This is a genomic window from Bradyrhizobium sp. LeoB3 (assembly GCF_055456055.1).
Genome location: NZ_JBVBEF010000012.1, coordinates 49015 through 74696, shown reverse-complemented (window position 1 = coordinate 74696; position 25682 = coordinate 49015). Strand labels below are relative to the sequence as shown.

General features: G+C 65.0%; 27 protein-coding genes. 12 read left to right on the top strand and 15 right to left on the bottom strand.

Annotated elements, in window-relative coordinates; all coding sequences use genetic code 11:
- Nucleotides 1-14: 14 nt before the first annotated feature.
- The 7 genes from ACZXDY_RS11820 to ACZXDY_RS11790 form a co-directional block, all read right to left on the bottom strand.
- Nucleotides 15-593: a hypothetical protein gene (locus ACZXDY_RS11820; protein ID WP_464345629.1), complete on the bottom strand. Its 579-nt coding sequence runs from the start codon at nt 591-593 to the stop codon at nt 15-17.
- Nucleotides 594-704: 111 nt separating this feature from the next.
- Nucleotides 705-1547 carry a shikimate dehydrogenase gene (locus ACZXDY_RS11815; protein ID WP_464345597.1) on the bottom strand — a complete coding sequence of 281 codons (843 nt, stop codon included), beginning with the start codon at nt 1545-1547 and terminating at the stop codon, nt 705-707.
- A 38-nt stretch (nt 1548-1585) separates the two neighbouring features.
- The gene (locus ACZXDY_RS11810) at nt 1586-2218 is read right to left on the bottom strand and encodes a YoaK family protein (RefSeq protein WP_028163861.1); all 633 of its coding nucleotides are present in this window, start codon (nt 2216-2218) and stop codon (nt 1586-1588) included.
- Between the two features lie 3 nt (nt 2219-2221).
- On the bottom strand, nt 2222-3010 hold the full coding sequence (locus ACZXDY_RS11805) for a GNAT family N-acetyltransferase (RefSeq protein WP_028163862.1): 789 nt from the start codon (nt 3008-3010) through the stop codon (nt 2222-2224).
- Between the two features lie 51 nt (nt 3011-3061).
- Nucleotides 3062-5110 carry an elongation factor G gene (locus tag ACZXDY_RS11800; protein WP_028163863.1) on the bottom strand — a complete coding sequence of 683 codons (2049 nt, stop codon included), beginning with the start codon at nt 5108-5110 and terminating at the stop codon, nt 3062-3064.
- Between the two features lie 366 nt (nt 5111-5476).
- On the bottom strand, nt 5477-5959 hold the full coding sequence (locus tag ACZXDY_RS11795; protein ID WP_208829049.1) for a DUF992 domain-containing protein: 483 nt from the start codon (nt 5957-5959) through the stop codon (nt 5477-5479).
- A 256-nt stretch (nt 5960-6215) separates the two neighbouring features.
- Entirely contained in the window at nt 6216-7418 is a 1203-nt protein-coding gene (locus ACZXDY_RS11790; protein ID WP_028163865.1) for a pyridoxal phosphate-dependent aminotransferase, read from the bottom strand.
- A gap of 167 nt (nt 7419-7585) precedes the next feature.
- Here ACZXDY_RS11790 and ACZXDY_RS11785 point away from each other — a divergent pair, with 167 nt between their 5' ends.
- Nucleotides 7586-7744, top strand: a complete 159-nt coding sequence (locus tag ACZXDY_RS11785; protein ID WP_464345596.1) for a hypothetical protein — start codon at nt 7586-7588, stop codon at nt 7742-7744.
- Nucleotides 7745-7755: 11 nt separating this feature from the next.
- Entirely contained in the window at nt 7756-8412 is a 657-nt protein-coding gene (locus tag ACZXDY_RS11780; protein WP_464345628.1) for a glutathione S-transferase family protein, read from the top strand.
- A gap of 46 nt (nt 8413-8458) precedes the next feature.
- Here the strand turns inward: ACZXDY_RS11780 and ACZXDY_RS11775 are convergent, their stop codons facing one another.
- Together ACZXDY_RS11775 and ACZXDY_RS11770 are read right to left on the bottom strand one after the other, a co-directional pair.
- Nucleotides 8459-8920, bottom strand: a complete 462-nt coding sequence (locus tag ACZXDY_RS11775; protein WP_464345595.1) for a hypothetical protein — start codon at nt 8918-8920, stop codon at nt 8459-8461.
- Nucleotides 8921-9106: 186 nt separating this feature from the next.
- Complete coding sequence (locus ACZXDY_RS11770; RefSeq protein ID WP_028163867.1) at nt 9107-9460, bottom strand: DMT family protein; 354 nt, start codon at nt 9458-9460, stop codon at nt 9107-9109.
- A 226-nt stretch (nt 9461-9686) separates the two neighbouring features.
- Between ACZXDY_RS11770 and ACZXDY_RS11765 the strand changes: the two genes are divergently transcribed.
- Together ACZXDY_RS11765 and ACZXDY_RS11760 are read left to right on the top strand one after the other, a co-directional pair.
- On the top strand, nt 9687-10511 hold the full coding sequence (locus ACZXDY_RS11765) for a PAS-domain containing protein (protein ID WP_464345594.1): 825 nt from the start codon (nt 9687-9689) through the stop codon (nt 10509-10511).
- A 289-nt stretch (nt 10512-10800) separates the two neighbouring features.
- Entirely contained in the window at nt 10801-11742 is a 942-nt protein-coding gene (locus ACZXDY_RS11760; RefSeq protein ID WP_464345593.1) for an aldo/keto reductase, read from the top strand.
- Between the two features lie 158 nt (nt 11743-11900).
- On the opposite strand, the gene ACZXDY_RS11755 is transcribed toward ACZXDY_RS11760, so the two are convergent.
- Nucleotides 11901-13124: a DUF1501 domain-containing protein gene (locus tag ACZXDY_RS11755; RefSeq protein ID WP_464345592.1), complete on the bottom strand. Its 1224-nt coding sequence runs from the start codon at nt 13122-13124 to the stop codon at nt 11901-11903.
- Nucleotides 13125-13126: 2 nt separating this feature from the next.
- Complete coding sequence (locus tag ACZXDY_RS11750) at nt 13127-14674, bottom strand: DUF1800 domain-containing protein (protein WP_464345591.1); 1548 nt, start codon at nt 14672-14674, stop codon at nt 13127-13129.
- 102 nt (nt 14675-14776) lie between these two features.
- Between ACZXDY_RS11750 and ACZXDY_RS11745 the strand changes: the two genes are divergently transcribed.
- Together ACZXDY_RS11745 and ACZXDY_RS11740 are read left to right on the top strand one after the other, a co-directional pair.
- Nucleotides 14777-14980: a cysteine-rich CWC family protein gene (locus ACZXDY_RS11745; protein WP_464345590.1), complete on the top strand. Its 204-nt coding sequence runs from the start codon at nt 14777-14779 to the stop codon at nt 14978-14980.
- Nucleotides 14977-15651, top strand: a complete 675-nt coding sequence (locus ACZXDY_RS11740; RefSeq protein ID WP_464345589.1) for an HAD family hydrolase — start codon at nt 14977-14979, stop codon at nt 15649-15651. Before ACZXDY_RS11745 ends, ACZXDY_RS11740 begins: the two co-directional genes overlap by 4 nt.
- 95 nt (nt 15652-15746) lie before the next feature.
- Here ACZXDY_RS11740 and ACZXDY_RS11735 read toward each other — a convergent pair whose 3' ends face one another.
- On the bottom strand, nt 15747-16442 hold the full coding sequence (locus ACZXDY_RS11735; RefSeq protein WP_464345588.1) for a glutathione S-transferase family protein: 696 nt from the start codon (nt 16440-16442) through the stop codon (nt 15747-15749).
- Nucleotides 16443-16610: 168 nt separating this feature from the next.
- A complete protein-coding gene (locus tag ACZXDY_RS11730; RefSeq protein ID WP_464345587.1) occupies nt 16611-17318 on the bottom strand; it encodes a glutathione binding-like protein in 708 nt (235 codons plus the stop codon).
- A gap of 209 nt (nt 17319-17527) precedes the next feature.
- On the opposite strand from ACZXDY_RS11730, the gene ACZXDY_RS11725 reads away from it, so the two are divergent.
- Both ACZXDY_RS11725 and ACZXDY_RS11720 read left to right on the top strand, forming a co-directional pair.
- Nucleotides 17528-18643 (top strand): MBL fold metallo-hydrolase, encoded by a 1116-nt coding sequence (locus tag ACZXDY_RS11725; RefSeq protein ID WP_464345586.1) that lies wholly within the window; start codon nt 17528-17530, stop codon nt 18641-18643.
- Nucleotides 18640-19245 carry an SCO family protein gene (locus ACZXDY_RS11720; protein WP_028163876.1) on the top strand — a complete coding sequence of 202 codons (606 nt, stop codon included), beginning with the start codon at nt 18640-18642 and terminating at the stop codon, nt 19243-19245. The genes ACZXDY_RS11725 and ACZXDY_RS11720 overlap by 4 nt, the downstream gene beginning before the upstream one ends.
- A 39-nt stretch (nt 19246-19284) precedes the next feature.
- On the opposite strand, the gene ACZXDY_RS11715 is transcribed toward ACZXDY_RS11720, so the two are convergent.
- Complete coding sequence (locus tag ACZXDY_RS11715) at nt 19285-19518, bottom strand: hypothetical protein (RefSeq protein ID WP_028163877.1); 234 nt, start codon at nt 19516-19518, stop codon at nt 19285-19287.
- Between the two features lie 13 nt (nt 19519-19531).
- Nucleotides 19532-20293 carry a TSUP family transporter gene (locus ACZXDY_RS11710; RefSeq protein WP_464345585.1) on the bottom strand — a complete coding sequence of 254 codons (762 nt, stop codon included), beginning with the start codon at nt 20291-20293 and terminating at the stop codon, nt 19532-19534.
- 337 nt (nt 20294-20630) lie between these two features.
- On the opposite strand from ACZXDY_RS11710, the gene ACZXDY_RS11705 reads away from it, so the two are divergent.
- From ACZXDY_RS11705 to uvrB, 4 genes are all read left to right on the top strand, one after another.
- On the top strand, nt 20631-21560 hold the full coding sequence (locus ACZXDY_RS11705; RefSeq protein ID WP_464345584.1) for a LysR substrate-binding domain-containing protein: 930 nt from the start codon (nt 20631-20633) through the stop codon (nt 21558-21560).
- 397 nt (nt 21561-21957) lie between these two features.
- Nucleotides 21958-22197 carry a hypothetical protein gene (locus ACZXDY_RS11700; RefSeq protein WP_464345583.1) on the top strand — a complete coding sequence of 80 codons (240 nt, stop codon included), beginning with the start codon at nt 21958-21960 and terminating at the stop codon, nt 22195-22197.
- An 11-nt stretch (nt 22198-22208) separates the two neighbouring features.
- Nucleotides 22209-22409, top strand: a complete 201-nt coding sequence (locus tag ACZXDY_RS11695) for a hypothetical protein (protein WP_035690098.1) — start codon at nt 22209-22211, stop codon at nt 22407-22409.
- Between the two features lie 333 nt (nt 22410-22742).
- Nucleotides 22743-25667: an excinuclease ABC subunit UvrB gene (gene uvrB / locus ACZXDY_RS11690; RefSeq protein WP_464345582.1), complete on the top strand. Its 2925-nt coding sequence runs from the start codon at nt 22743-22745 to the stop codon at nt 25665-25667.
- Nucleotides 25668-25682: the final 15 nt, after the last annotated feature.

Sequence of the window (25682 nt, the reverse complement as noted above, 5' to 3'; positions counted from 1 at the left end):
ACGGCAACCCGCACTTACATCGGCGGTGTGATGCCGTCGCGGCCGACGCTGATGCGGTCGGCCTCGAGCGAGCCGTCCGGCGACTTTTTCGTGAATGCGATGATCTTGGCGCCCGCCTTGAGCTCGGACTTGTCGCCGGGGACGTAGGTCACGACAGGCGTATCGGGCGAGACCAGCATCTTCTTCTCGCCGTCCTTGTATTTGACGAGCAGCGTGTGGCCGTCATTGCTGACAACGGATTCGGCGACCGTCGCATTGGTCATGCTGCTGTTGGGGCGCGTGTCCCAGGGCCGCGAGCCCTCGCCGGTGCCGCGCATGTCCTCCGGGAAGACGTGAACCTCCACCGCTTTCGGCGTGCCGTCGGAACCCGGCACGGTCGTAGCGCCGATGAAGGAACCGACCTTGATGTCGGACAGTGCGATCTTGACGATGCCGGCAACGCGCGCGTCGCTGGTCAAATGCAGCTTGACGTCTTCACCGCTGCGCGACTTGACCGTGACTGTGTCGCCGTCGACGCTTTCGATGGTGCCGCGCACCCGCGACGACACCGGCGGCTGCTGCGCGATCGCATAAAGGGTTGATGCCGCAACCATGGCGACGGCAAACAGCGGGCGGGCGAGCGTGGAACGGTAGGGAGGCATAGCGAGAGCTCCGGGTGGATCATCTCTACAGAGACCCCGCTTTCGCGGCGATATTTCCTGCCCTCAAGCCTTTGTGAGATCGTCCTCGACCAGCGCACGCAGTTCCGGCGTCACTTGCGGGCGCTGGCCGAACCACAGTTCGAAGCCGCGCACCGCCTGGTGCAGGAGCATGCCGAGCCCGTCGGCCGTCTTCAATCCGCGCCCCTCGGCGGCTGCAAGCAGCGGCGTCTTCAGTGGAACATAGACGAGGTCGGCAACAACAGCATTTGACGGCAGCAAGCCGACGTCGAGCGCGAGCGCCGGCTGGCCGTGCATGCCGAGTGAGGTGGTGTTCACGAGCAGCCCTGCGCGCGGCAACAGATCGGCAAGCGCATCCCAGCCGGCCGGCTCGACGCGAGAACCGAACTGATCGGCAAGCGCGCGGGCGCGCTCGATGCTGCGATTGACGAGGTGAATGCGCGTCATGCCGCGATCGAGCAATCCGAACACCACGGCGCGCGCCGAACCGCCGGCGCCGAGCACCAGCGCCTCCGTCGCCTGATCCCAGCCGGGCGCCGAGGCATCGAGATTGTTGATGAAGCCTTCGACGTCGGTATTGGTCGAACGCAGCTCGCCGCCTTCGTACCACAGCGTGTTGGCGGCGCCAACCGCGCGGGCGCGCTCGTCAGGCAGCGACAGCGCCAGCGCGCGCTCCTTGTGCGGGATCGTGACATTGGCGCCGACGAAGCCGTGGAACGCGAGATGCAACACGAACTCGGCAAAGCCTTCCGGCGGGATCGCTTCGATGTTGTAGCCGCCCTCGATGCCGAGCTTCCTCAGCCAGTAGTGATGGATCAGCGGCGAGCGCGAATGCGCGGCCGGCCATCCGATCAGGCATGCGGCGCGGGCTTTGGTCGGTGCGGTCATTGCAGTCCAATCGGACAAGCAATGCGGACTGTCAACATTCACTTATCCCGCACCGCGACGAACGCCGTAAGCACGACGGCGGCGCCAGCGGCGAACCAGACCGCGGACAGATTGAGGTGGAGATAAGCGAGCGCGCCGACGGTCGACCCCAGCACCAGTGCCGCCCATAGCAGGAGGTTCGGCAGCCAGGCCCAGCGCGGGCCGCCGGTCAGCGCCGCCCCAAGGAGTTGGCCAGCCTTGACCAGCGCGCCAGTGACATAGGTGAGGCCGAGGCCGGCGCCGCCGCGGATCTGGAACATCGCATTCTCCAGCCCCATCGCGAACACGATGCCGCCAACCGCGGCCGTCGGCCAGCCGAATGTGTAGGCGAGCGCGGCGCCGACGAGCAGCAGCGCTTCCGTCAGCAACAGCCAGGTCTGGCGACGGCCGCCGCGCGCGAGCACGATCAGGCTGCCCGCCGCCGCGCCGAACACGAAGGTCACGATGATGCCGATGGTTTGCGCCGCCGCGAACCAGTTCGCCTCGGTCAGGTTGACGCCGAGACGCGTCGAATTGCCGCTCATGAAGGAGACGAACAGGCCGCCGAGATGCAGATAACCGATGCCGTCAAGATAACCGGCGAGCGCGCTCAGCGCGCAGGCCAGCGTCATGTTACGGCGCGAGTCAAGCATGCGTCACGCCGTCCACTCGTAGACCTCTTTCTCGTAGGCTTCGGTGAAGCCGGCGCGCAGCAGATTACGGTACGAATGTTCCAGCATGTACATGGTCTCGGAGACCTGCACTCTGCAGCCCATCTGCTCGGCACGTTCGACCCGCTTCGCAATCAGCGCCTGCTGCGCGCCGCGCTTGCGATGGCTTTCGGCTGTGGTCGCGGCCAGGAGATAGCCGATGTCCTCGAACAGGCAGAGCGCGGCGATCGCCACCGGCTGATTGCCGTCGAACGCCATGTAGTGAACGAAGCCCCTGCGGCCGGCCGAGCGCGCATATTCCGGCCACAGCGTGTCGCCGAGCTGATCGCGCGCAGCGTCGATCTCGTCGGTGGTCACCTCGCGGATGCTGAGATCTGTGGCGAAATGAAGCGGCGAACAGGCCGTGCGCCACAAGGTCGGATATCCGGTGCGACGCGCGCGCGACAGGCCGCCCGCCTCGAGCCGCGCCCGCATCACGTCCATATCGGGACCCGGGCTCAACCAGACGAAGAAGCGCTTCACACCCTCAGCCGTGAACAGATCGATGAAGCGCGGGACCGCATCATCCGCCATCGCGGGATCAGCGCCGCAGAGATAGACGCGATTGAGATTGGCGGATGGAAACGGCGCCTGACGTTCGGGATCGATGGTCACGTAGCAGTGACCGAACGGCGGACCGTCGAACTGCCGGCGCACGAGGCGGTAGGGCTGACAACGGCCGTCCAGCCATTGCGTCAGCCGCCGCATTTTCAAGGAGAGATCGACAACGTCCATGGCGATGCGGGGATCATGACCCTAGATCCGGGGCCATGATCCTAGCAACACTTATGCCGCCACGCGATGCGCCGCAATAATTTGATCGGCGGTCCGGCCGGTCACTTCAGCCATGTGATCGAACTGCCGGGTGAAGCTGCCGGCGCCGGCGGTGGCCGAGCGGAGTTCCACGATCAGGTCGCCGATTTCGGCTTCCGGCATGGTGGCGCGGACGCAGTCCCAGCCCGCCCAGCCCTCGCGGGTGTCGAAACCGAGGATCTGGCCCCGCCGCGCCGACAGGATCGCGTTGATCTTGGCGGTGGCGTCGGTCGGGCAGACGATCTCGACCATGTGGATCGGTTCCAACAGCACCGGATGACAGTTCGGCAGCGCCTCGCTGACGCCGATCCGCGCTGCGGTGCGGAACGCGAGATCGGAGGAGTCGACGCTGTGGTAGGAACCGTCAGTCAGGCACACATGGACGTCGACCACGGGAAAGCCGAGCGGCCCCTTCTGCAGGCCGTCGACCACGCCTTCTTCGACCGCGCCGATATAGTTCCGCGGCACTGCACCGCCGACCACGGTCTCCTCGAAGCTGAAGCCGGAACCGCGCGGCAAGGGCTTTACCTCGAGCACCACGTCGCCGAACTGACCGTGGCCGCCGGACTGCTTCTTGTGCCGGCCGCGCTGGGTGATCGGTTTCCGGATGGTCTCCTGATACCCGATCGCTGGCGGGTGCGATTTGACGTTGACGCCGAAGCGGTCACGCAGCCGTTCCACCGCGACGCGCAGATGCATCTCGCCCTGCCCCCACAGCACGGTATCGTGCGTGCGTGCGTTCTGGATCTGGGTCAGCGACGGATCCTCCTCGTTCAGCCGCAGCAGCGCCTGCCCGAGCTTGACGTCGTCCTTGCGGTCGGTGGCCGCGACCGACATCGCGAGCACCGGCGAGGTCGGCTCGACCTTCACCAGCGAGGGCGGCGCGGTCTTGCCGCTCGCCACGGTGTCGCCGGTCTTGATCGCATCGAGCTTGCCGAGCGCAACCGTATCGCCGGCTTCCGCGGAGGCGCGCTTGGTGTCGAACGCGCCGCCAGCGGCGAGGATACCGGAAACGCGGCCGGTCTCGCCGGACGAGGAGGTCAGCGTCGCGCCATCGTCGAGACGGCCGGCGAGCAGCCGCGCCAGCGACAGTTTGCCACCGTGCTGCAAATGCACCGTCTTGAACACGTAGGCGAGCGCATCCTTGGTTTCGGGGGCGCCAAGGCGCTTGGCGGTGTCGGCGATACCGGGCGATTCATGGCGCAGCGCCTTCAGCAGGCGCAGCACGCCATTCTCGCGCAGCGCCGAGCCGAGCAGCACCGGGCAGATCACGCCTTCGCGCAGTTCGCGGGCGAGATCGTCGAACACGGCATCGCGCGGCGGCTGGATGTCCTCGAGCAACTGTTCCATCAGCGCGTCGTCATGGTCGGCGAGCTTCTCCAGCATCGAGAAGCGCGCTTCCTTCTCGCGATCGAGATTGCCGCCTTCGAGCGCGACCACCTCCGACGGCTTGTGCTCGCGATAAACGAAGGCGCGTTCCAGCGCCAGATCGACGAAACCCTCGATCAGATCGCCGTTCCATATCGGAATTTGCCTGAGCACCAGCGGCACGCGCGAGGCCGGCTGCAGCGTCGCGAGCGTCTCGCGGACGCGCTTGTTGGCGCGATCGATCTTGTTCAGGAACAGGAAACGGGGAATGGCGAGCTCTTCCAATTCGCGCAGGATGAGCTGCAATTGCGGCAGCTTCTTCTCGTCGGCCTCGCAGACCACGACCGCGGCATCGACCGCGGGAAGCGCCATGCGCATGTCGTGCGCGAATTCGACCGAGCCGGGACAATCGAGGAAGGTGTAACTGTCGCCCATGAAGGTCGTGGTGGCGGCGGTAAGACCGACGCTCATCTTGTGATTGCGCGCTTCCGCACTGGCATCGCCAACGGAAGTTCCGGCATCGACACTGCCGGCTGTCCGGATCGCACCGGTTCGCGCCAAGATCGCTTCGAGTAGTGTGGTCTTACCGCTTTGGAAAGGGCCCACCAGTGCGATGCACCGTGGACCTCGGGGACTTCTGACGTCTTGTCCCATATTGCCGTCTCCTCGTCTGGAGCTCGGCCCTTGATTGGGTCGGCAATCAACAATGCTCCGCCCGTCGCGGGCGTTTGGCAAGCGGGAACACGCGCGAAAACGTCGCTGCGTTGCGATGTAATGCAATGAAGCGTGCACGACTCCTTCCCTTCTCCCCTTGTAGGAGAAGGTGGCGCGCATGCAATGCGCGACGGATGAGGGGTTGTCTCCGCGGGCGACAGTGCTCGTGGAGAGGACCCCTCACCCAAACGTGTTGGTGGCCCGCGCCTGAGCTGCCCTCTCCCACAACAAGGGGAGAGGGCGCGTCAACTGGCACTGCGCACGCATGGCTTGGATGGTGGGCGCGACGCTTTGCCCATGCTTGTCTTAGCGTCCCGGCCGGAGTTCCAGGCTCGCTAGGCCGGCGGCGACGTTGAGGCCGACCTGGCCCTGCAGGCTCAGCGGCTGCAGCGCGATCGAATTGTTGGAGCCGCCGACCAGCACGTTACCGCCGACACCGACGCCGAGCGTCGCGCTGCCCTGCGCACCCGCATAATTGCCGGAGAGGTCACCGGGCCCGATGCGCGAGACTGGCGCGTAGACGCCCCAGGCCAGCGCCGTCTCCTCGGTGATGCCGATATCGAGGCCCACCTTCTGAATTGTCGCGATATAGCGGTCCTCCGGTACGCCCTCGGCGCGCAGCACGCAGCCGAGATGAGTGACCGACCCCACGATGAAGCCGACGCTGGCGCCGCCGCGGCATTCCAGAACGCCAACCCGCACGCGCTCTGGCTGCTGCGCGCTGGCGCCGGCGATGATGGATGCGAGCATGACGATGGCCGTGCCCGCGCGAAAGACGAAGCGACGCATGAAGATATCTCCGGCTGAAAAAATCTGACGTGAGGTGAGACGAAGGACCGCGCCCGCCCGCGGCGCGTGTCCGTCTATGCCACAAGCTTCAAGGCAGTACCAGATTGGCGACACAACCAAGTTGTACCGCGTCTTCATCTTCAGGACATACGGTGCGAAGCCAGATCGGCCTCTCCGTCATTGCGAGGAGAGAGAGCGTGCGAACACGAAAAAGGCCCGCTTGCGCGGGCCTCTCATTCTCGCTCGACCGATCGAACTATCGCAGATTGCCGCAGAAGCGCTGGATGCGCTTGCAGGCATCTTCGAGATCCGAGGTCTTGGTGGCGTAGGAGATGCGGAACGCCGGGCCGAGGCCGAAGGCAGAACCATGCACGACTGCGACGCCCTCGCTCTCCAGGAGCTCGGTGACGAAGTCCTCGTCGTTCTCGATCACCTTGCCGCCCGGCGATGTCTTGCCGATCGTGCCGGCGCAGGACGGATAGACGTAGAACGCGCCTTCCGGCCGCGGGCAGTCGATGCCAGCCGCCTGGTTCAGCATCGAGACCACGAGGTCGCGCCGTTCCTTGAACACCTTGTTGTTCACGGGAATGAACTCCTGCGGACCGTTGAGCGCTTCGACGGCGGCCCACTGCGAGATCGACGACGGGTTCGAGGTCGACTGCGACTGGATCGTCGCCATCGCCTTGATGAGCTGCGCAGGGCCGCCAGCATAGCCGATGCGCCAGCCGGTCATGCAATAGGCCTTGGAGACACCGTTCACCGTCAGCGTGCGGTCGTAGAGTTTCGGCTCAATCTGCGCCGGCGTGGTGAAGACGAAGTCGTCATAAACGAGGTGCTCGTACATGTCGTCGGTCATCACCCAGACATGCGGATGCTTCACCAGCACGTCGGTGATCGCCTTCAACTCGGCGCGCGTATAGGCGGCGCCGGTCGGGTTCGACGGCGAGTTGAGGATGATCCATTTGGTCTTCGGCGTGATCGCCTTTTCAAGATCCTCCGCGCTGAGCTTGAAGCCGCGCTCGGCCGTGCACACCACCGGCACCGATTCACCGCCCGCGAGTGCAACCATTTCCGGATAGCTCACCCAATAGGGCGCGGGAATGATGACCTCGTCGCCCGGATTGATGGTCGCCATCAGCGCGTTGTAGAGCACCTGCTTGCCGCCGGTGCCGACGATCACCTGGTTTGGCTTGTAGGTGAGGCCGTTCTCCCGCTCGAACTTGGCGATGATCGCCTCCTTCAGCTCGGGAATGCCGCCGACATCGGTGTACTTGGTCTTGCCGGCCTCGATCGCATGGATGGCCGCCAGCTTGATGTTGGCGGGCGTATCGAAATCCGGCTCACCGGCGCCCAGCCCGATGACATTGCGGCCCGCCGCTTTCAGCGCGCGTGCTTTATCCGTGACCGCGATCGTCGCGGACGGCTTCACACGGTCAAGCGCAGCGGACAGGAAGGGCATCATCGTCTCCGAATTTTGGTGGAAAGAACGCACAACGGCGCACAACTGTTTCTAGGACTGTTGCGGTGCAGCGGCAAGCGAAAAGCGGGGTTTCCTCGGCACTTTTGCCGCAGCTTCACTTCGCGCACCCTCGATCAGACCCGCTGCGATCACCGGATAGCAGAGGCGTGATCGTTGCTGTGCCAATGGAATCATTCTGCACGCGTGCGGTGCGGGAGCTGTTTTCGACTTTTTCCATCCCGCAGCTCTTGCGACGCACCCCCATCGGCATCATTGTGGGGTTGCGTTTGCGGCACCAACTGCCGCTCACGCGCTTCGATTGGTGAACTCGGGCAAGATGTACAAGCTCTATTCGATGCAGCGCTCCGGCAACAGCTACAAGGTTCGCCTTGCGCTGGCGCTGCTCAATACGCCCTATGAGGCGATCGAGGTCGACATCCTGCGCGGCGAGAGCCGCACGCCGGAGTTTCTGGCGAAGAACCCGAGCGGCCAGGTGCCGCTGCTCGAAGTCGAGAACGGCCGCTATCTCGCCGAATCCAACGCCATCCTCTGGTATGTCGCCGGCGGCACGCCGCTCGCGCCGGAGTCGGCGATCGACCAGGCCGAGGCGCTGCAATGGATGTTCTTCGAACAGCATGCGCTGGAGCCGAACATCGGCGCGGCCTATTTCTGGCTATCGCTGGTGAAGGGCGGCCGCGATCTCCAGACCCATGCGCTGGAGGATTGGATGGAGCGGGGCTATGCCGCGCTGCAGGTGATGGAAAACCATCTCAAGATCGCGCGCTTCTTCGCCGCCGACCAGCTCACGGTCGCCGACATCGCGCTCTACGGCTACACCCATCTCGCCGACCGCTGCGATTTCGACCTCGTCACCTTTCCAGCGATCCGCGCCTGGCTCAGGCGGGTCGAGCAGGTCCCCGGCTTCGTCGCGATGGACTGGCGGCCGGAGGCCGAATTCGACGACGCCACCGGCATCGCGGCAGGGGCTGAATAGCGGGAATTGCGGGCATAGCCCGTAGAATTACGGGTAAAACCTCGCGCTATGCCGTGGTTCTGCCATTTTTCTCACGGTCACCGCCGCAATATTGCCGGCGACGATTGCGAATCCTCGGGCCAGACAACGCGGGTGATTCGCCCGCGCATGCGAGGATTTTGACCATGACATGGTCGCCCGGCACGGCCGGCTCCAAGAGCCGCCCCGCGCCAGCAGTCCCGTCCCGACTGGCGAGCGCAATCGCCATTTCGGTCACGATCGGCGCGTTGTCACTGTGTGTCGAGGTCACGATGGCGATGCCGCTTTCGACCTGATCCGGTGGTCTTCTACAATCGTCACCAACGCAAGGCGCGATGACTGAGATCGCGACCAGAGCATGTTGAAGACACCTGTTGGACTGGTAACAGTTGGACTGACGGTTGCGATCCTGCTCGCGGCCTCGCTGCTGATCGTCACGGGCACCCGCGGCGAGGATCGCCCGCCCGTGCTCCGGGTCCTGCCATCTCATGGGAGGTGATATGCCGGTAGCTTGCGCCCCGCTGCGCTCCTTCCCCCTGAAAGGGGGAAGGTTGGGATGGGGGTCTGCCGCGGGCGAAGGTGCGGGTGGAGAGAGTTGATCCCCCCGGTTTGCGCTCGCGCGCAAACCGACCTCCCCTTTTCAAGGGGAGGTGAAGGGAGCGCAGGTCACCCGCGATCACGTGAACCTGTGGAAGATCAGGAACGCGCCGGCGGCGATTAGCGCAAAGCCGAGTGCGTGGTTCCAGCCGAGCGGCTCCTTGAGATAGAGCACCGAAAAGCCCGCGAACACGACCAGCGTGATCACCTCCTGCATGGTCTTGAGCTGCGCCGCCGAATAGACCGCGCTGCCCCAGCGGTTGGCTGGCACGGCGAGCCAATATTCAAAGAAGGCGATGCCCCAGCTCACCATGATCACCACCGGCAGCGGGCTCGCCTTGAACTTCAAATGCCCGTACCACGCAAAGGTCATGAAGACGTTGGAGGCAAACAGCATCAGGATCGGCAGGATGGTCGGCGAAATCGTGGGCATCGATATCCTCTTGCAATGGTCCGCTACAGCATGACCGAGCAGATCTTCTCGAGCGATCCATGCCACGGAACCGGTTTGACGCAATTCGCATAGCATTTGACTCCAACAATGCGAAAGCTTGGCGCGCGCCATCAAACCGCTCTTAAGCGTGACGCGCAAAATCCCGCCGCAAGCGAAATCCGTCGTCAAACTGCGCGCCTATCGTCGGTTGTAACGAGGCGCAAACATGCAGTTGAACTGCCGCACGATGCTGGGCCCTGCCCTGACGATGGCGACAGCGCTATCCGCCTTCGCCGTCGACCGTCATTTCGCGGCCGTGCCGAATCCGGCGCCCTTGTTCGTTTGCATCGTCGCGCTGGCAAGTTCCATCGGCGGCATCGCGTCGGGACTCGTGAGTGCGGCCATCGCGGTGGCGGGCTCGGCGATCTTCTTCCTCAACCATCGCGCCACGCCAGGCTACGACCTGTCGGACCTGGCGCGGATGGCGATGCTGGCGGCGACCGCCATTGTCACAGCCGTCATCACCGGTCTGCTCAGGCGAAAATGGATCGATGCCTTCGCCTGGGAGCAGAAGCATCATGCCACTGCCGAGCGCCTGAAGGCCGCGCTCGACCGGGTCGACATCGGCATCGTGCTGTTGGATTCGGACACGCGGGCGGAGTTCATCAATCGCGCCTTCCGCGATTATTTCGCGCTTACCGACGAGCAAGCCGAAAGCAAACCGCCGTTCATCGCGCTGATGTATCATGGCCGCGACACCGGCGCCTACGAATTGCCGAAGCACGAATTGAACGACTTCATCGCGCGACGCATCGAGATGATGCGGATCGGCGATTCCACCCCGATCAACATCAACCTCGCCGATGGCCAGGTGCTGCGCTTCAGTTGCACGGCGCTGCCGGACGGCGGCCGCATGCTGAGCTACACGCCGGTGACCGATCTGGTGCGCAGCACCGACGATCCGGCCAAGGCCGACTACTATCGCTCCCTGCGCGGCATCGGTCGCGCCCTTGATCGCGGGCTTGGCCCGGCTTTGCGCGCCGCCGAATAGCATGAATTAAGCGAGCCACGCCGCCGGCTGTGGATAACTTGCCTGTCACCCGCGCGTAACAAAGCACGGCTAGGCTTTCTTACGCGTCTGATCAGGCCCCCGTCCCAGATCACACGCCCCCCGAGCGGTCCCCGTCAGTCGCCGCGTCTGACCGGGGCCGCTTTTTTTCGCGACATTCGCTCATGGCTGCACTGCAGCCGACGATGATGTGCGAGCCCGCCGCCGCCTTGCGAGGAACTGGCGTGCGGGCCACAATACATTCTCTTTCCTCCAATTTTCGGATCGCTCCATGCAAATTCGCAATCTCGGCGGCTCGGGCTTACGCGTTTCCGCCGTCGGCCTCGGCTGCAACAATTTCGGCCAGCGCACCGACCTCGAAACCTCGCGCCAAGTGATCCACCGCGCGCTCGACCTCGGCATCACCCTGTTCGACACCGCCGACATCTATGCCGGCATGGGCGGCTCGGAGACGGTGCTCGGCACCGTGCTCGGCGATCGCCGCAAGGACATCGTGCTGGCGACAAAATATTCCAAGCCGATGGCGACTGACGGCACCAAGCAGGGTGCCTCGCGGCGCTACATCATGTCGGCGGTCGAAGCGAGCTTGAAGCGATTGAAGACCGACTACATCGATCTCTACCAGCAGCACGATTACGACCCGCTGACGCCGATCGAAGAAACCCTGCGCGCGCTCGAGGATCTCGTACGGCAGGGCAAGGTGCGTTACATCGGCAATTCGAACTTCCCGGCCTGGCGCATCGCGGAAGCCGAATATGTCGCGCGTGCGATGAACGTGAGCCGCTTCGTCTCCTGCCAGGACGAATACAGCCTTTTGGTGCGCGACATCGAAAAGGACCTGCTGCCGGCCGCGCAGGAATACAATCTCGGCCTGCTGCCGTTCTTCCCGCTCGCAAGCGGCCTGCTGACCGGCAAATACCAGCGTGGCGCCACTGCGCCGGCGGACACGCGCTTTGGCAAGGTGCCGATGCTGCGCGACCGCTACGTCACGCCGCGCAACGAGGACATCGTCGACAAGCTCCAGGCCTTCGCCAGGGAGCGCGGCCACACGTTGCTGGAGCTCGCCTTCTCCTGGCTCGCCGCCCGCCCGCAAGTCTCGAGCGTGATCGCCGGCGCCACCCGCGTCGAGCAGGTCGAGCAGAACGTCAAGGCGATCGACTGGACGCTGAGCGTGGAAGAACTCGCGCAGATCGACGCGATTACGAAGAGCTAACGACACACGACGCCGTCATCCCGGCCTTGACCCGGGACCCATAACCACAGGGAAGCGTTTTGGCGCGAGCAAGCGGTTGCAGCGTCACGCATCACTTAAGCCGGTGGTTATGGGTCCCGGCTCAAGGCCGGGACGACAGTGTGGCTGGGGTCTGCGTTTTACGATATCAACCCCTGCATCGGCTTGGCGGCGCGGCTGTCTGGAAACACGGTCTCCGCCAGCACGCGGTCGGCGAGGCCGAACTGGTCGTGCAGCACCCCCTTCATCACGGCGCGCAAATCGGTGGTCGGCGCGAGGTCGCGGCCCTGATAGAGATTGGCGGGCTTCAAGCCTGGCCAATCCGAGATCACGCGTCCGCCCTTCACCGCGCCGCCGGCGAGCAGCGCAATGGTGCCGGTGCCGTGGTCGGTACCTTCGGTGCCGTTGATGCGCGCGGTGCGGCCGAATTCGGTGGCAACCACGATCACGGTATCGCGCCAGCGGTCGCCAAGCCCGCCTTCGAATTCCGCCAGCGCGCCATCGAGGCCGCCGAGCAGTTGCGCGAGACGGCCGACCGGCCCGCCCTCCTTGGCGTGGGTATCCCAGCCATCGAAGGCGAGCGCGCCGATCCGCGGCCCGTCATCGGCCGCCATCAGTTTCGCCGCGCCGCGCGCCACCAGCCGCATCGCACCGATGCCATTGGTGCCGGGCTTCGGCTTCATCTCGTCGCCTTTCGCGACTTTCTCGAGCTGCAAGCCCTGCGTGAGCGCCAAGGCGAGCGCGGGATCGCGATGCTGATACAGCTCGAGCAGGCGCATCGCGGTGTCGTCATCGGCCTGCGGCAGCGCGACTGGCGCCCAGCCGACGGTCGGCGCCGCGCCGCGCAGCACCAGTGGCGTCGTCGGGCCGACAGCGAGCGCGCGCGTCACGCGCTCGCCTTTCGGCAGCGCTTCGAGAGCGCGGTTGAGCCAGCCCGATTGCACCCTGCCCGGACCGGCCAAGCCGCTTTCCAGCACGTCCTGGCCGTCGAAATGCGAACGCTCGCGGTAGGAGGTCGCGACCGCATGGATCACTGCAGCCTGTTTGGCGCGATACATTCGCGCGAATTCCGGCATCGCCGGATGCAGGCCGAAAAAGGAGTCGAGCATGACGGCTGCGTTCGGGCCATCCGGCCGGAGCGCGATCGAGCCATGCAGGCCGGCATAATCGGGATCGCCGATCGGCGCCACTGTCGCAAGGCCATCCAGCGCACCGCGCAGGATCACCACGACCAGCCGCGGATCGCCTCCGTCAGCCGCGCGCGCAAATTTCGGCAAGTACGCCCAGGCGGCGAACGCAGCGCCGCCAAGCAGCAGAGAGCGGCGCGAGGTGGCCTGTGATCGCAGCCCTTCACAGCATTGCATCCTCACCTCCTCTGGAATTCCGGCGACATCAACAGCAGCGCCAGCGCCTGCTGCCGCGATTCCGCGCGCTCGACGGTGCGCCGCGTGTCCGGCGAGGCGGCATCCGCGGCGACGAGGTCGAGCAGCTCGCGCGGGTCGATGCCGTCGCCAAGGCGCGAGGCGATCTGCGCCGAGATATCGAGCCGCAGCTTCATGCCTTCAGGCGCGGCCCATGCCGCGCTGGTGTCGGGAAAACCGTTCGGCCCGGCGGGCGACCACAATGGCTGACCAAGGACGTTGAGGCCGCCCAGATAGGGGGAGGGATCTTCGGGATTGCGCCCGAGCAGCCGGCCGGAGGCGATCAGGAATTCGTAAGGCGAGCGCATCTTGGTCAGCGGCGCGTCCCACGCCTCACTGGAATCCACCAGCGCGGTCGCGAGCGCCTTCAGATCGCCGTCGGTCCTTCCGAAGACATCCTGCAGCCGCGCCACCAGGGCCGGCGGCGGATCGTCGGCCACGAAGTGGCGCGCGAATTTGGTGGCGATGAATTTTGCCGTCGAAGGATGGCGGGCGATATCGGCGAGCACGGCCTCGCCCTGCGCCACGCCACTCTGCTCGTAAACCTTGCCCATTACGCGCTGCGCGCCGGGCTGATGCGCATTGGCGTTGAACACAAACGTACCGGGCGGACCGAGCTGGCCCTGCCGGCCGGCAAAGGTCCAGCCCGTGATGACGCGCGCGAGCGCGGTGACGTCGTCCTGCGTGTAGCCGCCGCCGACGCCGAGTGTGTGCAACTCCATGATCTCGCGCGCGAGGTTTTCGTTGAGGCCGCGGTTGCGGTTGATGCCGGCGCGCGAGTCCGGACCCAAGGATTGCTGGTTGTCGAGGAAGAACAGCATCGCCGGATGCTGTTCGACCGCCTTCAGCATGTCGGCGAAGCGGCCGAGCACATGCGGCCGGATCGCCTCGCGCTCGAACGAGCCGGCCCAGATCCGCGCCAGCCCGCCCTTATTGGCGGAGATGCAGAAATGGTTCGACCAGAACACAACCAGGCGCTCGACGAATCCGCAATCGGCGAAGCTCGCGCGCTGGATGCGCGCCAGCGCTTCCGTGCGAAACGTCTTCTGGATGACATTGGGCGGTTGCGGCGGAGGCTTCGGCGGATTGGGCTGCATCGCGCCCGCAGGCGCCATCGCGGCATTCGCATTATTGCCGTCGGCGGGTTGTGTCGGCGGCTCTTTGGCCGTCATGTCCTTTGCGATCGAGGAGAGCGAGGGATTGCGGCGCTGCGCTTTGGGGTCCGTCGATGGCGCTTCCGTCGCTGCGGATTTCGGGGCGGCGTCGCGCGCTTGCTGAATCTCGAACTGATAGTCGAACAGCGCCTTGCCGAGCGCCGGCGTCGAGGCAAGCCCGGGCATCTCCAGGAGCGCGGCGTTGGCGCGATTGAGTTCGGACTTCACAAAGCCGCGCGGATCGGATGCCGCATTGACGAAATCGCCGGAAGCGCCGCCGCGGGCGCCGAAGCCGAAGCGATTGAGCGCAACAAGGGCTGCTTGCGAATCGCGGGCCATCGGATTTCCCTTCGGGCGTCCTCGGTCTATGTTTGTGCAATATCTTAGCGCGCATCCGGATGAACCCTGGATTAATTCAGCGATGGGAAAACGGCCGCTTACATGACAAATCGGAAAGAAAGCACCCCGCGTCAGCTTTCCTGCAGACGCTGCGGCGGCGCCTTCACCTGCAGCCTGTCAGGCGAATGCTGGTGCGGGGCGGAACCCTACCGCCTGCCGATGCCGGCCCATGATGGCGGCGACTGCCTGTGCCCCGATTGCCTGCGCGCGCTCGCGAGCCAGCAAACCGATGCGGCCGCGACGTGACGAGCCGCTGGGACATCAGCGCCGTCCTGCTCGACATGGACGGAACGCTGCTCGATACCGAGAAGGTCTATTTCGACAGCCTGGTCGCGGCGCTGAACGCGCGTGGCTATACCGACGATGTCGTCACCCTCTGTCACGCCATGATCGGCCTTCCCGGACCGGAGTGCGAGCTGATGCTGGTGAGGCGCTACGGCGACGATTTCCCGCTCGCCGAGATCAACAGGGCTTTTGCCGCCAACCGTGACGAAATGTTTCGCGCAGGCCTGCCGCTGAAGGCCGGCGCCATCGAGCTGCTCGATGCGCTTCGGTCCGCGCAATGTCCGATGGCTATCGTGACCTCCTCCTCGCGCCGCTCTGCCGACCAGCACCTCACGCTCGCAGGAATCCGCGCGCGCTTTGACACTATCCTGACGCGGGACGACGTCACGCACTGCAAGCCGAGCCCGGATCTGTATCTGCTGGCTGCGCAACGGCTCCGCGTAAAGCCACAAGCCTGCGTCGCGATCGAGGATTCCAACCACGGCGTGGCCGCGGCCCACGCCGCCGGTGCGATCACGCTGATGGTGCCGGACATGATCCCGCCGACCGAGGAAACGCGCGCCAAATGCGCCGCGGTGCTGCCAGACCTCAACGCGGCGCTGGCGATGCTGCGGGAACGCGGCGCGCTGTAACACTCGTCATTGCGAGCGCAGCGAAGCAATCCATCTCTCCGCGCGTGAAGACATGGATTGCTTCGTCGCTTCGCTCCTCGCAATGACGGTGAACTCTAGACCTCGAAGCCCGGCGACTTCCGCGCCATGCCGTCGAAGGCGTCGAGCAGGCGCTCGCGCCAGGCGTAGACCGGATCACTCTCGACCAGCAGCTTGAACGGGCTCACGACGCGTGCCCACTGGAAGCCGCCGAACACGATGTAATCGGCGTAGTTCGGCCTGTCGCCGCCGAGATAGGCCTGGGTCCGCAGCGTCAGCCGCAGCGGATCGAGACTCCTACGGAAGCCTTCCACTGCCTGGTCGCGGGTCGCAGCGGCCTCTTCCAGCGACTTGCCGAGCCGCGCCTCGCGCGTCCTACGGAAATAGGCGACGTCGTCAGGCGCAAGATGCGCGGGGATATCGGCGACGATCAGCGGGAAGATGCCGCCGACCACGGTAACGTCGCCCCACCAGTTCAGCATCCGCCCCATGGCGCGGCCGCCCTCGCCGCCGAACAGCGAGGGACGGTCGGCATAGGTGTCCTCGAGATAATTGGCGATCGCCCAGGAATCGGTCACCGTGGTGTCACCGTCGAGCAGCACCGGCACCTTGTCGGACTTGTGCGGCGCGATCGCTTCTTTGTGCGTGAAGCACCAGGGGATCGACTCGGCGCCAAACCCCTTGTGCGCCAGCGCCATCCGTATGCGCCAGCAATACGGGCTGAACGGACGGGACGTATCAGTGCCGACGAGTTCGAACAGTTTCATGGCCATGGATCAATCCCGCTGATGTCGGCCGTCAGACTAGCCGTCATTGCGAGGAGCGCAAGCGACGAAGCAATCCACGCTTCCGCACGCGGCAACATGGATTGCTTCGCGGAGCCTGTCATCGGGCGGCGCTACGCGCCGACCCGGTGGCTCGCAATGACGGCGACAGCAGCGCTACCGCACCACCGCCGCGGTCTGGCCGAACAGGATCTTGCGCTCCTCCTCGGTGCGGATCGCGGGCTGGCCGAAATTCGGATTGACCTCTTTCGCCTTGGCATAGGCGCGCACCGTGGCGGGCCGCTCCCGGATCGTTTCCAGCCAGCGCTTCAGATGCGGGAAATCGTCGATGTTCTGGCCCTGGTTCTGGTAGCCGACAACCCAGGGATAGCTCGCCATATCCGCGATCGAATAGTCGCCGGCGACGAATTCGCGGTCCGCGAGGCGCTTGTTGAGCACGCCATAGAGCCGGTTGGTCTCGTTCACATAGCGGTCGATGGCATATTGCAGCTTCTCTTGCGCATAGTTGCGGAAGTGATGGTTCTGCCCCGCCATCGGCCCGAGGCCGGCCATCTGCCAGAACGTCCACTGGATCGCATCGTAGCGGCCATAGAGATCGGCGGGCAGGAACTTGCCGGTCTTCTCGGCGAGATAGAGCAGGATCGCGCCGGACTCGAACAGCGAGATCGGCTTGCTGCCGCCCTTCGGCGCATGGTCGACGATCGCAGGAATCCGGTTGTTGGGCGCGATCTCCAGGAATTCCGACGTGAACTGCTCGCCCTTGCCGATGTTGACCGGGATGATCTTGTAGTCGAGCCCAGTCTCCTCGAGGAACATCGTGATCTTGTGGCCGTTCGGCGTGGTCCAGTAATGGAGGTCGATCATGGGCATGATCCTGCGGCTGGGAGGGGAATGCGCATCCAAGAAAGATGCGAATGCATGAATCTCGCAGAACCCCTGGCAAGTCAATCCGCTTCTTGGCGCCATGCGCGCGAATTTGATCGGCGGGTGCACCGCCGCGCGATTGAGGCGGGCTCGCCTCGGTCCTACGCTTGAGCGCTCTTTGCAGCCAGAATGTCGTCTGGGAGGATTCGATGACGAGAGATTTGCCACGACGTGATTTTCTGAAAGGTTCAGCCGCGCTCGCCGGCATCGCGGCTGCCGGCGGATTTTCCTGCGTCGAGATCGCGAGTGCAGCGCCGATCGAGGTGCCGACCGTCGACAGACTGTCGATCCGCGTGCTGGTCGACAGCAGCTACGACATGTTCTTCCGCCCGAAACAGGCAAACGGCGTATCGATCGCGCCGCCGGCACGAAGCGCCGACTTCCGCAAGTCGCTGCACAATGAATGGGGCCTGTCGCTGTGGCTGGAATCTCAGGCCGCAGACACCCGGCGCACGCTGATGCTGGACTACGGCTACACGCCCGACGTGCTCATCAACAATATGGAGCTGGTGGGCGTCGAGCCGGCGAAGCTCGACGCGCTGATCGTCAGCCACGGGCACTACGATCATTTCGGCGGCCTGATCGGCTTCCTGGATAAATATCGCGGCAAGCTTCCGGCGGACGTGAAGCTCTACGCCGGCGGCGAGGACAATTTCTGCCATCGCGTCAACGCGACGCCGACCAAGGGCCAGTTCGCCGATTTCGGCACGCTCGACCGCCGCGAGCTTGCGGCGCATAAGGTCACGACCGTCCTCTGCGAAACGCCGACCGTGATCGCCGGCCATGCGTTCACGACGGGCAAGATCACGCGCCGCAGCATCGAGCGTATCCTGCCGCAGACCTGGGTCGAGTTCGGCATGAAGGATGGGCTCGGCTGCAACACCGGCCACTATTTGCCGGCCGAGATGGACGGCAGGATCGTCCCGGACGAGCACATCCACGAGCATGCGACCTGCTTCAACGTGAAAGACAAGGGGCTGGTGGTGATCAGCTCCTGCGGCCATGTCGGCATCGTCAATTCGGTGAAGCAGGCGCAGGAGGTCTCAGGGATCCAGAAGGTGCACGCCGTCGTCGGCGGCTTCCATCTCGGACCGGCTCCGAAGGACTACCTCACCGAGGTCGTGGCCGAGATGAAGAAACTCGAGCCCGATGTCGTGGTGCCCATGCATTGCAGCGGGCTGAACTTCGTCCAGGAGGCAAGCGCGCAGATGGGCGAAAAGGTGCTCGTCACCACGACGGGCAGCCGCCTGTCCTTCGGCGCATGATCCTGCGCGCCATCAGCAGCGTCGGCATCGGCCTGTGGCTGATGCTGGCACCTGCCTGCGCGGGCGATGCGCCGGCGCGATCGGCGGCTGAGATCATGGACATCCTGATGTGGAACCGGGAGCCGGTCGGCGGGCCGTTCGAGCTCGTCGACCACACCGGCCATATCCGCACCGAGCGCGATTTCCGCGGGAAACTGATGCTGGTCTATTTCGGCTTTACTTATTGCCCCGATGTCTGCCCCACCGATCTGCAGGCGATCGGGCTTGCGATGGACCGGCTCGGCAATGATGCCGACAAGGTGCAACCCCTGTTCATCACCGTCGATCCCGAACGCGACACGCCGCAGCATCTGGCGGAATACGTGCCGCTGTTTCATCCGCGCCTGATCGGATTGACCGGAAGCCTTGATGCGATACGCAAGGCAGCGGACGCCTACAAGGTCTACAGCGCCAAGGTGCCGCTTGGGAAAGACAACTACACTGTCGACCACACCGCGTTCATCTATCTGATGGATCGCGACGGCGGCTATCTCGGCTTCTTCCCGCCGGGCACCTCGGCCGACCGCATGATCGAGATCATCCGCCCGCACCTCGCCAGGTAGAGCGTTTGCCACTGCGCTGTCGTGCGGCACCAAGCCAGCTCAGCCAGCGCGGCCGTGCTCGCGCAGGAATCGTTCGCCAGTTTCGGTGACCACGACCCGCAAACCCTCGACTGTCGGGCGGCGCATGACATAGCCGCGGTCGACGGCGTCTTCCCAGATCGTCAGCCGTGGACACGAGGTGCGCCAGGTCTCGATCACCTCGGCATAAGGCCGCGGCTCACGCGCGATCCATTCGACGAGATCGAGCACCAACGCATCCGTCGCCTCCGCCATCGGACTTAATCCGTCAATGCGCCATCGCGCTGTTACGCGCGACGAGCAGCCAGCCGCCATAGAGGATGTAGTAGCTTGCAACCGTCGTGATCAGCCGGTTCGCCCAGGTGCGAAATTGCGCGTCGCTCATCGCTTCAAGGATTCGCCGCGCCAGCGTGGTGCCGAGCATCGAGGCCGCGACAGCCACGCCCGCCAACACCGGATCGAGCGTCGCGGCCTGGTCGATGATGCCGCCGAAATAGATCAGCTTGGTGAAATGGCTCGCCACCTGGCAGGTCGCCTTGGTCGCGACCACTTCGCGGCGGCCGAAATTGCCGCCGAGGAAGAAGGTGTCCATCAGCGGGCCGGAGACGCCGGTCATCAGCATCAGCCCCATGCAGACCGAGCCGTAGAACGTGCCCTGCCAGATGCTATCAGGGTTCGGCTTGATTCTCTTCGGCATCAGCCGGGCCATGAACGGCGTGATGCCGAGCAGCAGCAGCGCGATCGGCGCGTCCGGCACGTAGCGCGCCGCCGACCAGATCGCCAGCGCCACGCCGCAGCCGATCAGGTAGACCGCGACCGGCCGCCAGCGGATATGCGCCCGCCACAGCAAGGCGCGCCAACCGTTACTGGCCATCTGCGTGATCGCATGCAGCACCATCGCCGAGGGCAGCGGCAGGATGGTGAGCAGCACGCCGATCAGGATCAGCCCGCCGGCCATGCCGAACAGCCCCGACAGGAATGCCGTCGCGACCATCAGCACGCCAAGGGCTGCAATCACAAGCGGGCTCACGAAAATCTCCACTGAGGCGAACTCGGATCGATACGCGGCAAACTGTTTCCTCTCCCTCTCCCCGTTCTTACGGGGCCGAGACGAGCAGAGCTCGCTCTGAGAGGGTTGGCGTGAGGGGCTGTCTCGGCAAAGACGGTAAGAGACGGATTCGCGGAGACTCCCCCTCACCCGGATCGCATCTGCGATGCGATCCGACCTCTCCCCGCAAGCGGGGCGAGGTGGAGCGAGCCGCACCGACTCAACCTCAGATCTTATCTTCATTGTTGTGCCCCGCTTGGACACGCGGTGCAAACTGAGTTATCTCCTCCTGGCATCAGTTTTCCTGAGGGTAACAGGCTTGCGGCGGCTGCTCTTTCTCAACGGCATCAAGGCATTCGAGGCTGCGGCGCGCACCGGCAGCTTTGCCGCCGCGGGCGCCGAACTCAACGTCACGGCCGCCGCGATCAGCCGGATGGTGCATCTGTTGGAGGAACGGCTCGGGGTGGCGCTGTTCGAGCGCAAGGCAAACCGCCTCGTCACCACGACGGCCGGCCGCTTCTACCAGAGCGGATTGACGCCGATCTTCGATGCGCTGGCGAGCCTGACGGCGCAGGTCACCGCGCCCGCGAGCGTCCGTGTCCTGACTATCGGCGTCGGGCCGACGTTTGCGATGAAATGGCTGATCCCGCGGCTTGCCGATTTCCAGAAGGAAGAGCCCGAGATCGAGGTCCGCATCACCACCGGGGGCGCCGCGGCGCCGGAGCCGTTCAGCGACGACTGGAGCTGCGGCATCAAGCTCGGGGACGGCGACTGGCCTGGGCTGGTGGCCGAGCCGCTGTTCGCCGCCGATCTCCTCCCGGTGTGCGCGCCGCGGCTGGCGAGCCAGCTCAAGCGCGCGAGCGACCTGAAGGGGAGAAGCCTGCTCCGTGTCGCGCACTCGCCGGACGATTGGCCGAAATGGCTGAAGGCCGCCGGGGTCGCGCGGATCACGGCGCGCGGGCCCGAATTCGAGTTCTACGGCCAGGCGCTGCAGGCGACCGTCGACGGCCTCGGGGTGGCAATGGGAATCCGGCCCTATATCGACGACGACCTCGCTGCGGGACGGCTGGTGGCCCCGTTCGAGCTGAGCGTGCCGAAGGGCATGCGCTGGTACCTCGTCTATCACGGCTTCCGCACCGGTCAGCGCGACTTTGCCGCCTTCCGCCGCTGGATCATCCGCGCCGCGGCCGAGCCCGCCACGCGGGCCAAGGGGCAGCGATCCCTCGTGAGGGACGAGACGGGCAGGTAGTGATCACATTGTCGCAGCCCTGACGGCTGGACAGCGCGACCAAGACTGGCAATAATAAACAATTATTGGTTGCATTTATATTTGACGACCCCCTGGTCGCGTTGATGGAAAACGCCATGTCCAAGGTCAGAGTTCTCCTGGTCGCTCTCACACCGAAGATGATTGCGAACGAGTTGTTGCATGGCATTCACCAACCGCGCCGAGCTTTTCCCGAGTCTGCACATCAACGGAGCGATACATTTGCGCGCCTTACCGGAGGGAGTGAGCTCGTCACGCGACTTCCGCACCGGTCCGCGCGCCTGTAACGAAAGATTCTTGCGCAGTGTGATCCAGTTCACAAAGTTCGCCGCCCAGGGCGTGCTTTGGTCCCCCGCGGGAAAAACCTGGGATCGCAGGCATGATTTACGGAGCCTTTGAGATCAACTCATTCGAGGCAGGGAAGGGGCTATGGCACGCCAGGATTCAACGAGCCGATCGCGAGCCGGTCGTCATCGATGGCATCTCGTTTCCGACACTCGAGCTCGGCTTTGCGTGGTCCGATCGGGATGCGGCGATCGCCCACGCGAAAGCGCAGATCGACCGCTACGGCCGGCGCTATGGGGTGATCTCAACCGAATCGTCGCCGACTTCGCGATAATCGGCACCGCCGTGGTCGCGCCGCGCTGCGAAGCCGAGCCGGCGCCGTCACCTCCGCCCGCGCGGCCGTTCCTGAACAATTGCCCGGAATGCAAGGCCGAGCTCGCCCTGCTCCGCGTCATTCCCGGTAGGGCCGAATACTGGGCAATGCGCTGCACCGGCTGCGGCGGGATTCATCTCAACATCGTCGAGAAGACGTCGCCCGCCTGCTGAGCCGTTGGTGTCGCCGCGAGTCCACCTCGCCCCGCCCTTGCGGGGAGAGGTCGGCGCACAGCGCCGGGTGAGGGGCGCCTCCGCGAATGCGGTGACCGACAACGCGCGTTGACGCGGTCACACAACATGGGTCTGTACAAGCGGAGACAGCCCTCACCCGGATTTGTCGCTACGCTCCAAATCCGGCCTCTCCCGCAAGCGGGAGAGGCGAAGAGGCAACCGCCGCGCTGAAAAATCCCGAGCAGTTCCGCGGCTGCTGACACCTGCTGACAGAGCCACCGCGCACCCGCATTCGCCCTTTCATGGCGGCGGTTTCAGTCCCATATTCGCCCTATGGCGAAGAAACCTGATACCCCCAAAAAGCCCGGCAAATCCCCCAAGTCAAAAGCGCATCGGCCCGACGTTCTCCCGATCGCGCCGGCGCTCGCCGAACTCTTGAACCCCGCCATCAACCGCGGCGAAAGCGGCATCGGCTCGTCCACGGGCCTGCAGCCGCCGCCGGACAATTCACGCGACCGCCGCGCCGGCGGCGAGGCCGCAGCGCACCGCGCGCGCGCCTCGACGCCGAAGGAATTTCCGAGCGATCGCCTCGCTCCGGCGGACCAGCATGGAGGCGGCGGCTTCGACGAGGCGCCCCAGGCCAACTACGGCACCGCGGCGACGGTGCCCACGCTCGATCCGGAGCTGGCGCGACAGCTCGGCCTGCCCACCGCTGAGGACGATGAGGAGGCGCTGGCCCGCCCGCCGCGCAACAAGATGGAGGCGCTCGGGGTCAAGGCGACCGCCGAGGCGCTCGAGAACCTGATCCGCGACGGCCGTCCCGAGTTCCGGAAAGACGACGGCTCGATGCGGGTGTGGACCCCGCACCGTCCGCCGCGCCCGGAAAAGTCCGAGGGCGGCGTCCGCTTCGAGATTAAGTCCGACTATCAGCCGAAGGGCGACCAGCCGACCGCCATCGCGGAACTGGTCGAAGGCATCGGCCGCAACGACCGTACCCAGGTGCTGCTCGGCGTCACCGGCTCGGGCAAGACTTACACCATGGCCAAGGTGATCGAGGCGACGCAGCGCCCTGCCCTGATCCTGGCGCCGAACAAGACGCTTGCCGCGCAGCTCTATGGCGAGTTCAAGAACTTCTTCCCGGACAACGCGGTCGAATACTTCGTCTCCTACTACGACTACTACCAGCCCGAGGCCTATGTGCCGCGGACCGACACCTATATCGAGAAGGATTCCTCGATCAACGAGCAGATCGACCGCATGCGTCACGCCGCGACGCGCGCTCTGCTCGAGCGCGACGACGTCATCATCGTCGCCTCGGTCTCCTGCATCTACGGTATCGGCTCGGTCGAAACCTATACCGCGATGACGTTCGCGCTGAAGAAGGGCGAGCGCATCGACCAGCGCCAATTGATCGCCGACCTCGTCGCGCTGCAGTACAAGCGCACCTCGGCCGATTTCACCCGCGGCACCTTCCGCGTCCGCGGCGACGTCATCGACATCTTCCCGGCGCACTATGAGGACCGCGCCTGGCGCGTGAACCTGTTCGGCGATGTCGTCGAGAATATCGAGGAGTTCGATCCGCTCACCGGCCACAAGCAGGACGAGCTCGAATTCATCAAGATCTACGCCAACTCGCACTATGTGACGCCGCGCCCGACGCTGGTGCAGGCGATCAAGTCGATCAAGATGGAGCTGAAGCAGCGGCTCGACCAGCTCAACGACCAGGGGAGGCTGCTGGAAGCGCAGCGGCTTGAGCAGCGCACCACCTTCGATCTCGAGATGATGGAAGCGACCGGGAGCTGCGCCGGCATCGAGAACTATTCGCGCTATCTCACCGGACGCCGTCCCGGCGAGCCGCCGCCGACGCTGTTCGAATATGTGCCCGACAACGCGCTGGTGTTCGCCGACGAGAGCCACGTCTCGATCCCGCAGATCGGCGCCATGTTCCGCGGCGACTTCCGCCGCAAGGCAACGCTCGCCGAATACGGCTTCCGCCTGCCCTCCTGCATGGACAACCGTCCGCTGCGGTTCGAGGAGTGGGACATGATGCGGCCGCAGACGGTCGCGGTGTCGGCCACGCCCAGCGGCTGGGAGCTCAACGAGAGCGGTGGCGTGTTCGTCGAGCAGGTGATCCGCCCCACGGGCCTGATCGATCCGCCAGTCGACATCCGTCCCGCACGCACGCAAGTCGACGACCTCGTCGGCGAGGTTCGCGCAACGGCAGCGGCGGGCTATCGCTCGCTGATCACCGTGCTGACCAAGCGCATGGCGGAGGACCTCACCGAATATCTGCATGAGCAGGGCATACGCGTGCGCTACATGCATTCGGACATCGACACCATCGAGCGCATCGAGATCATCCGCGACCTCCGCCTCGGCGCGTTCGACGCGCTTGTCGGCATCAACCTGCTCCGCGAGGGTCTCGACATTCCCGAATGCGCGCTGGTCGCGATCCTCGATGCCGACAAGGAAGGCTTCCTGCGCAGCGAGACCTCGCTGATCCAGACCATCGGCCGCGCCGCGCGCAACGTCGACGGCAAGGTGATCCTCTATGCCGACAGCATGACCGGCTCGATGGAGCGCGCGATTGCGGAGACCAACCGCCGCCGCGAAAAGCAGATGGAATACAACGCCGCCAACGGCATTACGCCGGCGAGCGTGAAGAAGTCGATCGGCGACATCCTCAACTCCGTCTACGAGCGCGACCATGTGCTGGTCGATATCCGCGACGGCAGCGTCACCGAGGACGTGATCTCGATTGGCCACAATTTCGAGGCGGTGCTCGCCGATCTCGAGACAAGGATGCGCGAAGCCGCCGCCGACCTGAACTTCGAGGAAGCCGCGCGCCTGCGCGACGAGGTCAAGCGCCTGCGCGCCACCGAAATGGCCGTCGTCGACGATCCCACCGTCAAGCAGCGCACCGTGCAAGGCAAGGCCGGCGCCTACGCCGGCACCAGGAAATACGGCGACGCCGCCAATTTGCCGGTCAGCGCAATGAAGAAGAAAAGCGTGTCGTCGGCCATCAAGGCCGGCGGCAGCTCCGGATCAAAAGTCCACAAGCCCCATCTCGACGAAATGCACGGCCCGGAGTCCCTGCCCTTCCGCCCGAATCCTGGTGCGAAGCCAGCAAAGCCGTTCGGCAGTACCAGCCGGATCATCCAACCGACGGACTCGCGGCAGTCAGGGCCGGAGTTCGGACCGTCGCCACGGTCGAGCGGCGGGCTGCCGGGGCGACGGGGTGGATGGAAGAAGCGGTGAGCCGTGCCCATTTCC